The 13137-nt window shown below is 72.0% G+C and carries 14 protein-coding genes and 1 pseudogene; 4 read left to right on the forward strand and 11 right to left on the reverse strand.

All coding sequences use genetic code 11. The features are described 5' to 3' along the window. The first annotated feature begins 193 nt into the window (after positions 1-193). Positions 194-1412: pseudogene (locus RLT59_RS02195) on the forward strand (IS110 family transposase). Positions 1413-1501: 89 nt separating this feature from the next. Here RLT59_RS02195 and RLT59_RS02200 read toward each other — a convergent pair. After that, positions 1502-2344, reverse strand: coding sequence for a polysaccharide deacetylase family protein (locus tag RLT59_RS02200; protein ID WP_311301777.1), 843 nt, complete (start codon positions 2342-2344; stop codon positions 1502-1504). A gap of 165 nt (positions 2345-2509) precedes the next feature. Between RLT59_RS02200 and RLT59_RS02205 the strand changes: the two genes are divergently transcribed. After that, positions 2510-2971, forward strand: coding sequence for a universal stress protein (locus tag RLT59_RS02205; RefSeq protein ID WP_311301778.1), 462 nt, complete (start codon positions 2510-2512; stop codon positions 2969-2971). 177 nt (positions 2972-3148) lie between these two features. Continuing rightward, positions 3149-3718 carry a sigma-70 family RNA polymerase sigma factor gene (locus RLT59_RS02210; RefSeq protein WP_311301779.1) on the forward strand — a complete coding sequence of 190 codons (570 nt, stop codon included), beginning with the start codon at positions 3149-3151 and terminating at the stop codon, positions 3716-3718. Here RLT59_RS02210 and RLT59_RS02215 read toward each other — a convergent pair. After that, positions 3652-3849, reverse strand: coding sequence for a zf-HC2 domain-containing protein (locus RLT59_RS02215; protein WP_311301780.1), 198 nt, complete (start codon positions 3847-3849; stop codon positions 3652-3654). The two genes, RLT59_RS02210 and RLT59_RS02215, sit on opposite strands and share 67 nt — an antisense overlap. 124 nt (positions 3850-3973) lie before the next feature. On the opposite strand from RLT59_RS02215, the gene RLT59_RS02220 reads away from it, so the two are divergent. After that, the gene (locus RLT59_RS02220; protein WP_311301781.1) at positions 3974-4489 is read left to right on the forward strand and encodes a hypothetical protein; all 516 of its coding nucleotides are present in this window, start codon (positions 3974-3976) and stop codon (positions 4487-4489) included. 39 nt (positions 4490-4528) lie between these two features. Here RLT59_RS02220 and RLT59_RS02225 read toward each other — a convergent pair whose 3' ends face one another. From RLT59_RS02225 to RLT59_RS02265, 9 genes are all read right to left on the reverse strand, one after another. Further along, on the reverse strand, positions 4529-5719 hold the full coding sequence (locus RLT59_RS02225; protein WP_311301782.1) for a sensor histidine kinase: 1191 nt from the start codon (positions 5717-5719) through the stop codon (positions 4529-4531). Continuing rightward, positions 5716-7197, reverse strand: a complete 1482-nt coding sequence (locus RLT59_RS02230; RefSeq protein WP_311301783.1) for a sodium/solute symporter — start codon at positions 7195-7197, stop codon at positions 5716-5718. The genes RLT59_RS02225 and RLT59_RS02230 overlap by 4 nt, the downstream gene beginning before the upstream one ends. Beyond that, complete coding sequence (locus RLT59_RS02235; RefSeq protein ID WP_311301784.1) at positions 7194-7556, reverse strand: hypothetical protein; 363 nt, start codon at positions 7554-7556, stop codon at positions 7194-7196. Before RLT59_RS02235 ends, RLT59_RS02230 begins: the two co-directional genes overlap by 4 nt. Before the next feature lie 65 nt (positions 7557-7621). After that, positions 7622-8374: a LytR/AlgR family response regulator transcription factor gene (locus RLT59_RS02240; protein WP_311301785.1), complete on the reverse strand. Its 753-nt coding sequence runs from the start codon at positions 8372-8374 to the stop codon at positions 7622-7624. A 28-nt stretch (positions 8375-8402) separates the two neighbouring features. Continuing rightward, positions 8403-9263, reverse strand: coding sequence for an Fpg/Nei family DNA glycosylase (locus RLT59_RS02245; protein WP_311301786.1), 861 nt, complete (start codon positions 9261-9263; stop codon positions 8403-8405). A 33-nt stretch (positions 9264-9296) separates the two neighbouring features. Then, the gene (locus RLT59_RS02250; protein WP_311301787.1) at positions 9297-10154 is read right to left on the reverse strand and encodes an amidohydrolase family protein; all 858 of its coding nucleotides are present in this window, start codon (positions 10152-10154) and stop codon (positions 9297-9299) included. A 1-nt stretch (position 10155) separates the two neighbouring features. After that, positions 10156-10467, reverse strand: a complete 312-nt coding sequence (locus RLT59_RS02255; protein WP_311301788.1) for an L-rhamnose mutarotase — start codon at positions 10465-10467, stop codon at positions 10156-10158. A gap of 1 nt (position 10468) precedes the next feature. Next, positions 10469-11452 carry an aldo/keto reductase gene (locus RLT59_RS02260; RefSeq protein WP_311307585.1) on the reverse strand — a complete coding sequence of 328 codons (984 nt, stop codon included), beginning with the start codon at positions 11450-11452 and terminating at the stop codon, positions 10469-10471. Between the two features lie 120 nt (positions 11453-11572). Beyond that, positions 11573-12994 carry a wax ester/triacylglycerol synthase family O-acyltransferase gene (locus tag RLT59_RS02265; protein WP_311301789.1) on the reverse strand — a complete coding sequence of 474 codons (1422 nt, stop codon included), beginning with the start codon at positions 12992-12994 and terminating at the stop codon, positions 11573-11575. Between the last annotated feature and the right edge of the window lie 143 nt (positions 12995-13137).

Here is a 13137-nt window from a genome sequence, read left to right on the forward strand (position 1 = left end):
GTCGAAGACATGACCTGGGGGGTGGTGTCACCGGGCCCGGGGGTGTTCGTCGGAGACGCTGATCAGAGGTCCGGCCACCGTCCGGTCCGGCGCAACGCCGGACAGTTCGCGGGCGGCAGGTCTGCATAACGTGGATGCGCGAGCACGACACCCGAGCCGAGGCCAGCACCGTCAAAACCCCTGGAAGGGCGCGATGTTCGAGATCGAAGACGTGGGCGTGTTCCTCGGCCTGGACGTCGGCAAGTCCGCCCACCACGGACACGGACTCACCCCGACCGGGAAGAAGGTTTTCGACAAGCCGCTGCCCAACAGCGAACCCAAGCTGCGGGCCGTGTTCGACAAGCTGACCGCGAAGTTCGGCACCGTCCTGGTCATCGTGGACCAGCCCGCCTCCATCGGCGCCCTGCCCCTGGCCGTCGCCCGCGACGCAGGCTGCCGCGTCGCCTACCTGCCCGGCCTGGCCATGCGCCGCATCGCCGACCTCTACCCAGGAGAGGCCAAGACCGACGCCAAGGACGCAGCCGTCATCGCGGACGCCGCACGAACCATGCCGCACACCCTGCGCTCGCTCGAACTGACCGACGAGATCACCGCCGAGCTGACCGTACTGACCGGCTTCGACCAGGACCTCGCCGCCGAGGCCACCCGCACCAGCAACCGGATACGCGGCCTGCTCACCCAGTTCCACCCCTCCCTGGAACGCGTCCTGGGACCGCGCCTGGACCACCAAGCCGTCACCTGGCTCCTGGAGCGTTACGGCTCCCCGGCCGCCCTGCGCAAGGCCGGCCGCAGCCGGCTTCGTGGAACTGATCCGCCCGAAGGCCCCACGCATGGCCGCTCGACTGATCGATGAGGTCTTCGACGCGCTCGACGAGCAGACCGTCGTCGTCCCGGGCACCGGCACCCTCGACATCGTCGTCCCCTCCCTGGCCGCTTCCCTGACCGCCGTGCACACCCAACGCCGGGCTATGGAAGCCCAGATCAACGCCCTGCTGGAGGCCCACCCTCTTTCCCAGGTCCTGACCTCGATGCCCGGCGTCGGCGTCAGGACCGCCGCTGTCCTGCTGACCACCGTCGGCGACGGCACCAGCTTCCCCACCGCCGCACACCTGGCCTCCTACGCCGGCCTCGCACCGACGACAAAGTCGTCGGGCACCTCGATCCACGGCGAACACGCACCCCGAGGCGGCAACCGCCAGCTCAAACGCGCGATGTTCCTCTCCGCCTTCGCCTGCATGAACGCCGATCCGGCCTCCCGGACCTACTACGACAGACAACGAGCCCGCGGCAAAACCCACACCCAAGCCCTCCTCCGCCTCGCCCGCCAACGCATCAGCGTCCTGTCCGCCATGCTCCGCGACGGCACCTTCTACGAATCCCGGACACCGAAGGACATCGAGCTCGCCGCATAACCCCGGCAACCCTGAATCACCCCAAACCCGATAGGGCGCCTTGACGAACGACATAGAGGCACCCCCCCGGGCGGCGGCCGCCGCACGGCTCAGCGGCGCCGCGGCACGGTGAGCCGGTAGCCCTCGTCCAGCAGCTCGGGCAGATAGCGCTCCAGCGCGGCCACGCTCTGCGAACGGTTGCCGCCCGCGTCGTGCGACAGCACCACGACGCCGGGTGCGGCACCCTCCCTCACCCGGCCGACGATGCTGTCGGTGCCGGGAACCGTCCAGTCCAGCGTGTCCACCGTCCAGGCCATCGGTTCCATGCCCATCGCCGCGCCGATCTCGAACGAGTTGCGGTTCCAGGCCCCGTAGGGCGCCCGGTACCAGAGCGGCGGAGCGCCGGTGATCTTCTCGATCACCTCGCTGGTACGCCCCAGTTCGTCGGTGATGCCCGCCCGGGAGAGCTTGGTGACCAGCGGATGCGTCCACGAGTGGTTGCCCACCGTGTGTCCGTCCTCGGAGATCCTGCGCACCAGGTCCTGGTTGTCGTTGGCCATCTCCCCGCAGAGGAAGAACATGGCCCGTACGTCGTGCTTGCGCAGCGTGTCCAGGATATGCGGGGTGTAGAGCGGGTCCGGGCCGTCGTCGAAGGTCAGCACCATCGCGTGCCCGATGTCGGGCAGCTTCTCGAACGGCCGAGTACGGACGGGCGGCGCCGCGGGGCGGTAGTGGGGCGGAGTGTTCACTGTCATGGGGCTCAGACGATAGGACAGCGGTCCGGTCCGGAGAGCCGCGGGCGGCCCCGCCGCGGCGTCGGACGGCCCCACGGGCCGCCGGAAGGGAGTGCCTGCGGTGTCCGCGGCGACCAGGCGCACGAGGGAGGCCCCGCCCAGTCCGGCGGCCAGCCTCAGCAGCGTCCTGCGCATGGGTGACCTCTGATCATTTTTCATGACCAACTGCTCGCACGTCCGGGCTCCCACCTGCCTCAACGACACCGGTCACGCGGGGTTTTGCACCCAATGGGGGGAGCCCTTCCGTGGCAACCGGCGCCCGCGCGCAGCCGCGGCCGAGAGCCCGGACGGGCGGGCCGCACGGCAGCGGATAGCCTCACTGCCGTGACAGACCAGCAGCCTCAACAGTTCGAACGTGGCACAGACGGCCCAAAAGTGATCGTCGCGGGCCTCGACGGTTCGGAGTCGTCCATGCGTGCCGCGGCCTATGCGGCCGGGCTCGCCCGGCGGCAGCGGGCCATGCTCGCCCTCGTCTACGTACAGCCCGTGCTGCCCGCGGGTGCCGCGCTCGGTGTGCCGGTCGGTGATACGACCGGAGAGGTCGCGGAGGGGCTGGTGAACGAGATCCGGGAGTCGACCGAGCGGATGAAGGACATATGGGATGTGCGCTGGGAGTTCCACACCTTCCGCGGTGATCCGTACAACGGCCTGGTGACGGCGGCGGAGGAGCTGAAGGCGGATGCCGTGGTGGTGGGCGCGTCGGAGTCGGCGGGCCACCGTTTCATCGGCTCGGTGGCCGTCCGTCTGGTGAAGGCGGGGCGCTGGCCCGTCACCGTCGTCCCGTAGCGCCCCTCCCCCGCACTCCCGCCCGCGCCGCCCGACCGCTCACCGCACCATTCGCCGCCCCGTGCGACCGCTCGTCGCACGGGGCGGCTTTTGTCCTGTTGCCAGGGGCCCGGATGCGTTCGTATACGCGAGTCAGCAGCGAGGCGGCAGGGACCTCCGCGGGGAAGGGCGTTCACCATGACCACGACGACGACCGACGAGCGGGCCCTCGCGGATCTGCAGCGTCAGCACGGCCCGGCCCTGTTCCACTTTCTCCTCGGTCTGACCTTCGGAGACCGGCAGCGGGCCGAGGACCTGCTCCAGGAGACCCTGGTGCGGGCCTGGCAGCACCCGGAGGCCTTCGACGGCCCGTACGAGTCGATGCGGCCCTGGCTGTTCACCGTGGGCCGCCGGCTGGCGATCGACGCCCGCAGGTCGCGGCTGGCCCGGCCCGCGGAGGTGGGCGACGCGGTGCTGGAGAGCGCCCCGTGCGGCGAGGACACCGCCGAGTCCGCTGTCGCCGCCCTCGATGTGCGCGAGGCGGTGCGCGGTCTCAGCCCGGAGCACCGGGCGGTGCTGGTCCAGATCTACTTCCGGGGGCTGAGTGTGGGCGAGACGGCCGAGGTGCTCGGGATTCCGGCTGGGACCGTGAAGTCCCGGTCCTACTACGCGCTGCGTCTGCTCTCCCGTAATCTGCCGGGCTACTCAAGGAGGTCCTCCTCGCTCAGCAGCGGGAGCATGGCCGCGGCCTCCGCCACCGCCACGTAGTCGGCGGCGCAGCGGTCGCAACTCCGCAGATGGCGGGAGACCTCCAGCGCCTCCGGGGCCGGGAGCGCGTCCAGCACATAGGCGCCGAGCAGTTGCCTCATGTGCGGTCCCTCCCCGGGCTCTGCGGTCATCGCACCCTCTTGTCTGTGACGCATCCGGTCCGACGGATCCTGTCCTTCTGGCCACGCGGGGCGCGCTCCCCCGGTTCAATGCTGCGTGTGGGGGCGTGCCGAGAACGGAATGGGGCGAGACGCGATGCGTCCGGAACGTCAGGACGGATCCAGTGGCGGCGGACTGCTGATCCCGATGGCCTGGATGTACGCGGAGTACATCGCAGACGAGCTGCTGCGGACCGGGGAGCTGATGGAACCGGCCACGCTGGAGTACCGGGCGGGGCGTGACGCGCTCGCCCTCACGGTCTTCCTCTCGGACGGCGCGGTGGCCGAGGCGCTGCCCGCCACCCGGGTGGATGAGCTGCGGCTGCTGACGGCGTACGGGACGCCGTGGCGCGGCTGGGTCTGCGAGCGGCTCGACGCGCTGGAGGCGGCGCGGGGCGGCCCAGAGCCGGATCTGGCGCTGGCACGGGCGGCGTGGCGGTGGCTGGAGGACACCGAACTGCTGGCGGCCGACCTCGACGCGATCGGCCCGCCGCCCGGGGAGCCGGCCGACGGCCCGCGGGACCCGGAGGAGGAGGGGGCGGCGGCCCAGGTGTGGACGCCGGCCTGGCAGCTGGGGCTGCCGCTGGGTCACCTCTCGATCCACCTGTACTGAGAGCACGTCCGTCCGTACGGAGAGCCGGTCGGCCGCCTCTCAGGAACCGTGCACCCCGGCGCGGTACTTCGGCAGCCGTACCGTGATCCGCATTCCGGCGCCGATGCCCGTCTCGATGACGAGCCCGTAGTCGTCGCCGTACACCTGGCGCAGCCGTTCGTCCACGTTGAGCAGGCCGACCCCGGTGGACTTGCCGCCCTCGCCGCGCAGGATGTGGCGCAGCCGTTCGGGGTCCATGCCGATGCCGTCGTCCTCGATGACCACCTCGGCCTCCGAACCTGCGTCCAGGGCGCTGATGGTGATGCGGCTGGTGGTGACCGCTCCTTCGAGTCCGTGTTTGACGGCGTTCTCGACGAGGGGCTGGAGGCAGAGGAACGGCAGGGCGACGGGCAGCACCTCCGGGGCGACCTGGAGGGTGACCGCGAGCCGTTCACCGAAGCGGGCCCGGACCAGGGCCAGGTACTGGTCGATGGAGTGCAGTTCGTCCGCGAGGGTGGTGAAGTCGCCGTGGCTGCGGAACGAGTAGCGGGTGAAGTCCGCGAACTCCAGGAGGAGTTCGCGGGCCTGCTCGGGGTCGGTGCGGACGAAGGAGGCGATGGCGGCGAGCGAGTTGAAGATGAAGTGTGGCGAGATCTGCGCGCGCAGGGCCCTGATCTCGGCCTCGATGAGCTGGGTGCGTGAGCGGTCGAGCTCAGCGAGTTCCAGCTGTACGCAGACCCAGCGGGCGACCTCTCCCGCGGCTCTCGCCAGGACCGCCGACTCCCTCGGCGCGTAGGCGATCAGGGCGCCCAGGACCCGGTGGTCGACGGTGAGCGGTACGGCGACGGCCCACCGCAGCGGGCAGTCCAGATCGTCGCAGTCGCTGCGGAAGGCGGTGTCGCGGCCGCTGGCGAGCAGTTCCGCCACCTGTTCCATGACGTGTTCGCCGTGGTGGCCGCCCTCGCCGTCCCAGACCAGGACCCGCTCCCCGTCGGTGAGGCACAGGGCGTCGGTGCCGAGCAGCGAGCGCAGCCGCCGGGCGGACTTGCGGGCGCTGTCCTCCGTGAGTCCGGCGCGCAGCGGGGGCGCGGCCAGCGAGGCGGTGTGCAGGGTCTCGAAGGTGGCGTGCTCCACGGGGGTGCCGACATCGCTGGTGCGGACGGGGCGGGCGGTGCGGCGTCCGGCCAGCAGCCCGGCCCCGAACAGCAGGACGCCCAGGAGCACGATGACGGCGTATCCGGCCCCGGTCACCGGTGCCTCCCGGAGGTGAGCGCTTCGGGCAGGTGGAAGCGGGTCATGGCGGCGTTGGTCCCGGCGGGTATCCGGCCAGGCGTGGCCAGCGACACGAGGATCATGGCGAGGAAGCCGACGGGCACGGACCAGACGGCGGGCCAGGCGAGCAGGGCGTGCGGCCAGCCGGGCGTGCGCACCGCGCCGCTGACGGTGATCGCGACGGAGAGCAGTGCGGAGCCGCCGCCGAGCAGGAGTCCGGCGACGGCGCCGGGCGGGGTGAGGCGGCGCCACCAGATCCCGAGGACCAGCAGCGGGCAGAAGGAGGAGGCGGAGACCGCGAACGCCATCCCCACGGAGTCCGCCACCGGCACCCGGCTGACCAGCAGGGAGCCGGCCAGCGGGACGGAGATGGCGAGGACGGTGGCCAGCCGGAAGTGCCGTACGCCGCGCGAGGGCAGCACGTCCTGGGTGATGACTCCGGCGACGGCCATGGTCAGTCCGGAGGCGGTGGACAGGAACGCGGCGAAGGCGCCGCCCGCGATGAGCGCGCCGAGCAGGTCGCCGCCGAGGCCGCCGATGACCCGGCCGGGCAGCAGCAGCACGGCGGCGTCCGCGTCGCCGCCGTGGATCAGCTCGGGGGCGTACAGCCGGCCGAGGGCGCCGTAGACGGGCGGCAGCAGGTAGAAGACGCCGACCAGGGCGAGGACGGCGACGGTGGTGCGGCGGGCGTCGCGGCCGTTGGGGCTGGTGTAGAAGCGGACGACGACGTGCGGCAGGCCCATGGTGCCGAGGAAGGTGGCGACGATGAGCCCGTAGGTGGCGTACAGCGGGTGGTCGGCGCGGAAGACGGACAGCTGCTCGTCGAAGGTGACGCGGGGCCGTCCGTCGCCCTGCCAGGCCAGCACCAGGAAGAGGGCGGGGACCAGGAGTGCGGTCAGTTTCAGCCAGTACTGGAAGACCTGGACGAAGGTGATGGAGCGCATGCCGCCCGCGGCGACGGCCAGCACGACCACGGAGGCGACCAGGACGTCCCCGAGCCAGCCGGGCGCCCCGGTGAGGATCTTCAGGGTCAGTCCGGCGCCCTGGAGCTGCGGCACGAGGTAGAGCCAGCCGGCTCCGACGACGAGCACGCTGACGAGCCGGCGCACCTGCCGGGATTCGAGCCGCCCTTCGGCGAAGTCGGGCAGGGTGTAGGCCCCCGAGCGGCGCAGCGGCGCGGCGACGAAGACCAGCAGGACGAGGTACCCGGCCGTGTAGCCGACGGGGTACCAGAGCATGTCGGGGCCATGTACGAGCACCAGTCCGGCGATGCCGAGGAAGGAGGCGGCGGAGAGGTACTCGCCGCTGATCGCGGCCGCGTTGAGGCGGGGGCGTACGGTGCGGGAGGCGACGTAGAAGTCGGACGTGGTGCGGGATATGCGCAGTCCGAATCCGCCGACGAGGACGGTGGCGGAGACGACGGCGGCGACCGCCGTCACCGCGTAGGCGCGGCTCACTGTGCGGGGCGGCCTTCCACGAGCCGGGCGAAGTCGTGTTCGTTGCGCTCGGCCCGGCGCACGTACCACCAGGCGATCAGGGTGATGGGCGGGTAGGCGGCGAAGCCGAGGACGGCCCATACGACGGCGTCGCTGCGCAGTGCCGCGAAGACCAGCGGCAGGGTGCCCGCGACGACGGCGAGCGCGGCGAAGGCGGTGAGCCCGGCGCGCAGTTGGCCGCGCATCAGCGAGCGCACGTAGGCACCGCCGAGCGCGGTCTGTTCGTCGATCTCCGACTGGGTGCGGTAGCGCGGCAGCGGCCGTACCCGCCGGGGCTCCCCCGTCACCACTTCGCGCCGGGGCGTTGACTCTGCGGACATGGGGCCGGAGTGTACGCAGCACCGGACCCCGCTGGGAAGGGCTTCGAAAGGCGGGTAGCCGCTGGTCAGCGGCCGCCCTGCCCCATCAGCAGATCGCGCAGCGCCCGGGTGTGGCGGCGGCTGACGGCGAGTTCGGCGGTGCCGATGCGCACGCTCATGCTGCCCGCGTCGAGGCGCAGTTCGTCGATCCGGCCCAGCGCCACGAGGTGGCGGCGGTGGATGCGTACGAAGCCGCGGGTCCGCCAGCGTTCCTCCAGGGTGGTCAGGGGCACCCGGACCAGGTGGCTTCCGGTGGCGGTGTGCAGCCGCGCGTAGTCGCCCTGGGCTTCGGCGTAGGCGATGTCGTCGACCGGGACGAAGCGGATGACGCCGCCCAGTTCGACCGGGATCTGGTCCTGTGCGGTGTCGTGGACGGGTGCGGAGCGCTCCCCGACCTGTTCGGCGGCGCGGCGCACGGCTTCGGCCAGGCGCTCGCGGCGTACCGGTTTCAGGACGTAGTCGACGGCCTTGAGGTCGAAGGCCTGTACGGCGAAGTCCTCGTGGGCGGTGACGAAGACGATGAGCGGGGGTGCGGCGAATCCGGCCAGCAGCTGGGCGACGTCGAGGCCGGTCAGCCCGGCCATGTGGATGTCGAGGAAGACGACGTCGATGGCGGCGGGATCCTCCGGCCCGGCGTCGACCGCGCCGCCGATGCGGCGCAGCGCCTCGGTGGCTCCGGTGGCTCCTTCGGCGCTGCGGATGCGGGGATCGGCGCGCAGGAGGTACAGGAGCTCCTCCAGGGCGGGTTCTTCGTCGTCGACGGCGAGTACGCGCAGCATGAGGCCGGAGTGTAGACGGGCCGGGCGGCTACTTGAGCAGTTTGGAGAGCCTGCGGTCGGCGAGTGGTTTCCCGCCGGTCTGGCAGGTCGGGCAGTACTGGAGCGAGGAGTCGCTGAAGGAGACCTCGCGGATGGTGTCGCCGCAGACCGGGCAGGCCTCTCCGGTACGTCCGTGGACCCGCATCCCGCTGCGTTTCTCGGCCTTGAGCTTCTTCGCCGCGAGGCCGCTGGAGCGGGCGACGGCGTCGTCGAGGGTGGTGCGCAGGGCGGTGTGCAGCCGGGTGATCTCGTCGTCGGTGAGGTGCGCGGTGAGTTTGAAGGGTGACATCTTCGCGACGTGCAGGATCTCGTCGCTGTAGGCGTTGCCGATGCCGGCGATGAGCGACTGGTCGCGCAGTGCGCCCTTGATCTGGCGGCGCTCCCCTTCGAGCAGCCCGGCGAAGGTGTCCCGGTCGAAGGACGGGTCGAGCGGGTCGGGTCCGAGGCGGGCCACGCCGGGCACCTCGGCCGGTTCGTGCACCAGGTAGACGGCGAGGCGCTTGGTGGTGCCGGCCTCTGTGAGGTCGAAGCCGTCGCCGCCGCTGAGTTCGGTGCGCAGCGCCAGTGGCCCCTTGCCGGGGCGCGGCGGGGTGGCGGGGAAGCTGTCCTTCCACTGGAGCCAGCCGGCCCGTGCGAGGTGGGTGAGCAGGTGCAGGGGGCCCACCGCGATGTCCAGGAACTTGCCGTGCCGCCGGACACCGGTGACCGTGCCGCCGTGCAGGGCGGTGAGCGGCGGGTCGTACGTCTTCAGGACGCTGATGGCGAGCGGGAGGACGCGGTCGATCTCCCTGCCGACGAGGCGCTCGTCGAGGAAGACCCGCAGGGCTTCGACTTCCGGCAGTTCTGGCATGGTCCCAGCCTGCCGCAGGCGGCGCCGGGGTGGCTACCGGAGGCCGTAGACCCGCTCGGCGGTGGTGGCGAGGACGGCGGCCCGTTCATCGGGCCCGAGACCGCTGACCAGGGTGTGGGCGGCCTCGACGACCTCGGTGTACGTGGCCGCCAGCCGGCACACCGGCCAGTCCGAGCCGAACATCAGCCGGTCCGGCCCGAACGCGTCGATGACGGTGTCCGCGTAGGGGCGCAGGTCCTTGACGGTCCAGTTGTGCGGATCGGCCTCTGTGACCAGTCCGGACAGTTTGCACACGGTGTTGGGGAGGGCGGCGAGGGCCGGCAGGTCATTCGCCCAGGGGCGCAGGCCGCCGGTGGCGATGGGCGGTTTGCCCGCGTGGTCGAGGACGAAGGTGAGGCCGGGCAGCAGTTCGGCGGCCCGGACGGCGGCGGGCAGCTGGTGCGGCTGGACCAGCAGGTCGTAGACGAGTCCGGCGCCGGCCACCGCCGCCAGGCCGCGCAGGACGTCGGCGCGCAGCAGCCATTCGGGGTCGGGTTCGCCCTGGACCTGGTGGCGCAGCGAGACGAGCCGGTCGCCGCCGGGCAGCGCGCGCAGGGCGGCGAGGGTGTCGGCGATGTCCGGCGCGGTGAGGTCGCTCCAGCCGACGACTCCGGCGACCAGATCGCTGCCGTCCGCCAGCGCGAGGAACTCGGGGGTCTCCTCCGGGACGGTGACGGTCTGGACGAGCACGGTGGCGGTCACGCCGTTGGCGCGGGCCTCCGGTTCCAGGTCGCTGAGGGAGAAGTCGCGGCGCAGGGGCGCCAGTTCCTCGCCGGTGATCCACTCCTGGTCGCGTACCGAGAGGTCCCAGACGTGGTGGTGGGCGTCGACGATCCGTGGGGTGGCGGTCATCTCACAGCTCCCAGGCGACGGGGAGCCCGGCTTCGGCACCGTCCGAGGAGTAGTCGTGCGTCACGTCGAGGAGCTCGTCCATCCTGGCCTGCCAGGCGACGTTGACGGGGAGCTCCTCCAGTTCCGCGAGGAGGCGGGCGTAGTCCTCGCACTCGATGACGTGGAACAGTTCGGTGCCGCTGCGCCAGATCGTCCAGGAGGTGGCGCCCGCCGCGCGGATCGCCCGGGTCAGTTCGGCGGGGACCTCGCGGTGCGCGGCCTCGTACTGGGCTATCCGGTCCGCACGGACCTTGGTGTGCAGGGCGATGCGCATGTCAGTTTCCGTTCTCGGGCAGCAGTCCCGCTTCGCGCAGCTCGTCCCAGAGCGCGTCGGGGACCGGTTCGCGCAGCAGGGCGGCCGCGTCGCGCACCTCGTCCGGGGAGCGGGTGCCGACGAGGACAGCGGCGACGGCAGAGTGGGTGAGCGGGTAGTGCAGGGCGGCGGCGCGCAGCGGTACGCCGTGGCCCTCGGTGACGGCCTTCAGGCGCAGGGCCCGGTCCAGGAGGGTCAGGGGTGCGGCGGTGTAGTCGTAGGTCGCGCCGGGGCGCGGGTCTGCGAGGAGGCCGGAGTTGAAGACGCCGCCGACGACGACGCTGCGCCCGCGAGCGGCGGCCTCCGGCAGCAGGGTGTTCAGGGCGGACTGGTCGAGGAGGGTGAAGCGGCCGGCGCAGAGCATCACGTCGGCGTCGGTGTCGCGGACGAAGCGGGTGAGCATCGTGGTCTGGTTCATGCCGGCCCCGATGGCGCCGATCAGGCCCTCGGCGCGCAGTTTCTCCAGCTCCGGGTAGGCCTCCTGGAAGGCGGCTTCCGCGTGGTCGTCCGGGTCGTGCAGGTAGGCGATGTCGATGCGGTCGAGGCCGAGCCGTTCCAGGCTGTCCTCGATGCTGCGGCGGACACCGGCGGCGCTGAAGTCCCAGCGGCGGCGGTGGGTGGCCGGCACCGCGAAGCCCTCGGAGAGCTCTTGCGACGGGGCGGATCCGCCGTCGGGCAGCGGGTCGAGGACCCGGCCGACCTTGGTGGACAGCACGTACGAGTCGCGGGGGCGGGCGCGCAGCGCCTCACCGAGCCGCCGCTCCGAGAGGCCCAGTCCGTAGTGCGGGGCGGTGTCGAAGTAGCGGACGCCCTCGTCCCAGGCCGCGTCGACGGCGGCCGCGGCCTGCGCCGGTTCGACGGCGGTGAAGAGATTGCCGATGGCGGCCGCCCCGAAGGACAGCTCGGTGACCTCTACCGCGCTGTTTCCCAGCCTGTTGCGCCGCATCGCTGTGCCGCCCTCCCCGATGATCGATCTGTCCTCTCCGGACATATTCATCGGATCACTCGGCTGCGTCAACACCTCGGAGGCGATCAACTACGGCGTTTACTCAGGCATCTGTCCGACCTATGGCGCCGCACTCGGCCGGACGACCGGGACTCCGGCCGGTCGGTGGACGGGCAGCGCCGCGAGCAGCTCCGCCACCTCTTTCTCCGCACAGCGTCCCAGCCGCTCCAGATCGGGCAGCGCCTTGCCGTCGGCCACCAGCCCGACCTGCACCCGGCCGCCGTACGTCGTGAGCGACACGGCCAGCGACTGGCCCCGGGCCAGTGGCGCCATCGGGTACAGCGCGCGCAGCGGGCAGCCGGCCAGGGAGAGCGCGGAGCGCGGTAGCGGCACGCTGGTGACCAGGACGTCGAAGAGCATCCGGGCCGCGCTGCCGGCGAGCGGGGCGCCGAAGCGGTGGGCCAGCGAAGGAAGCTGATCGGCCAGTACGGCGACCGCCCCGGCCCCGCGCAGCGGCCCGGCGGACTTGTTGCGGTCCATGGCGCCGCGTACCGCCCGCAGCCGCTCCCATGGGTCGGGTTCCGAGACGGGGAGGCCGAGCAGATACGCGGACAGCCGGTTCCCGGTGGCGGCACCCCCGGGGCGGCGCCGGGAGACGGGGACCAGGGCGCGCGGATCGGCGCCGGGCAGCGGCTCGCCGCGCTCCAGCATCCAGCGGCGCAGCGCTCCGGCGACCACCGCGAGCAGCACGTCGTTGGACGTGCCGCCCGCGACCCGGCGGACGCGCTGCACGTCGTCGAGGTCCAGATCGGCGGTGGCCAGCCGCCGGGTGCCGCTGGAGCTGGCACTGAGCGCCGTCGCCCCGCGCAGGTCGAGGCGGCTGGCCCGTACCAGCGAGGCGCCGACGCCGAACGCCCGGCCGAGGTCCTCGATCCGGCCGAGCGCGAGACCGGCGACCTGGCGCGGACCGGGCATCCAGGAGCGCGGCGGCACCGGCCTGGTCCGGCCGGCCGGCGCACCGGTCCGGCCGCGGCCCGCGACGGAGGCGATCTCGTCGAAGATCCCGGCCCCGATGGCGACCGCGCGCATCCCGTCGGCGAGCGCGTGGTGGAGCTTGACCAGGACGGCGAAGGGGCCGTCGGCGGCGCCGCCGATCACGTACATCTGCCAGGGCGGCAGCCCCCTGCGCAGCGGCTGTTCCATCAGTTCGCCGGCGAGCCGGGTGGCCGCCGCCATGAACGCACCCTCGCCGCCGGTCTCCGCAGCGGGCAGCTGCACCCGTCCGACGTGCCGGTGGACGTCGAAGTCCTTGTCGACCGACCAGGCAGCGCCGCCGACCGGCAGCAGCACGTCGCGCACCCGCATCCGCAGCCGGGGGATCGCGGCGGCACGGACGCCGAGCAGCTCCAGCAGGGCCTCCGGGCCGGGCGAGGGGCCCGCGTCCGGGGAGAAGACGGCGAGCGCGCCGAGGTGCATGGGGTGGGCATCGGACTCAAGGTGCCAGAAGGCCAGATCGAGGGGTGCCAGTAGCTCAGTGCCCAACGGGTCCTCATGTCATCGAAGACAATTGACTGAAGGAAATCACGAAATCACAGTCAATCTCTCTCGGTCGGTTACGGTCAAGTACAGACATGTTACGTTCTGTTACTTTGCAGTAGCGTTCATCTCCGCTCCCTGCCGCGTCG

This window comes from Streptomyces sp. ITFR-6, from assembly GCF_031844725.1.
GTDB lineage: Bacteria > Actinomycetota > Actinomycetes > Streptomycetales > Streptomycetaceae > Streptomyces.

Excerpts from the sequence above, each read along its gene's own strand:
- RLT59_RS02200 (WP_311301777.1), bottom strand. The coding sequence starts at position 2,344 with ATGAAAAATGATCAGAGGTCACCCATGCGCAGGACGCTGCTGAGGCTG.
- RLT59_RS02210 (WP_311301779.1), top strand. The coding sequence starts at position 3,149 with ATGACCACGACGACGACCGACGAGCGGGCCCTCGCGGATCTGCAGCGT.
- RLT59_RS02215 (WP_311301780.1), bottom strand. The coding sequence starts at position 3,849 with ATGACCGCAGAGCCCGGGGAGGGACCGCACATGAGGCAACTGCTCGGC.
- RLT59_RS02220 (WP_311301781.1), top strand. The coding sequence starts at position 3,974 with ATGCGTCCGGAACGTCAGGACGGATCCAGTGGCGGCGGACTGCTGATC.
- RLT59_RS02235 (WP_311301784.1), bottom strand. The coding sequence starts at position 7,556 with ATGTCCGCAGAGTCAACGCCCCGGCGCGAAGTGGTGACGGGGGAGCCC.
- RLT59_RS02240 (WP_311301785.1), bottom strand. The coding sequence starts at position 8,374 with ATGCTGCGCGTACTCGCCGTCGACGACGAAGAACCCGCCCTGGAGGAG.
- RLT59_RS02245 (WP_311301786.1), bottom strand. The coding sequence starts at position 9,263 with ATGCCAGAACTGCCGGAAGTCGAAGCCCTGCGGGTCTTCCTCGACGAG.
- RLT59_RS02250 (WP_311301787.1), bottom strand. The coding sequence starts at position 10,154 with ATGACCGCCACCCCACGGATCGTCGACGCCCACCACCACGTCTGGGAC.
- RLT59_RS02255 (WP_311301788.1), bottom strand. The coding sequence starts at position 10,467 with ATGCGCATCGCCCTGCACACCAAGGTCCGTGCGGACCGGATAGCCCAG.
- RLT59_RS02260 (WP_311307585.1), bottom strand. The coding sequence starts at position 11,452 with ATGCGGCGCAACAGGCTGGGAAACAGCGCGGTAGAGGTCACCGAGCTG.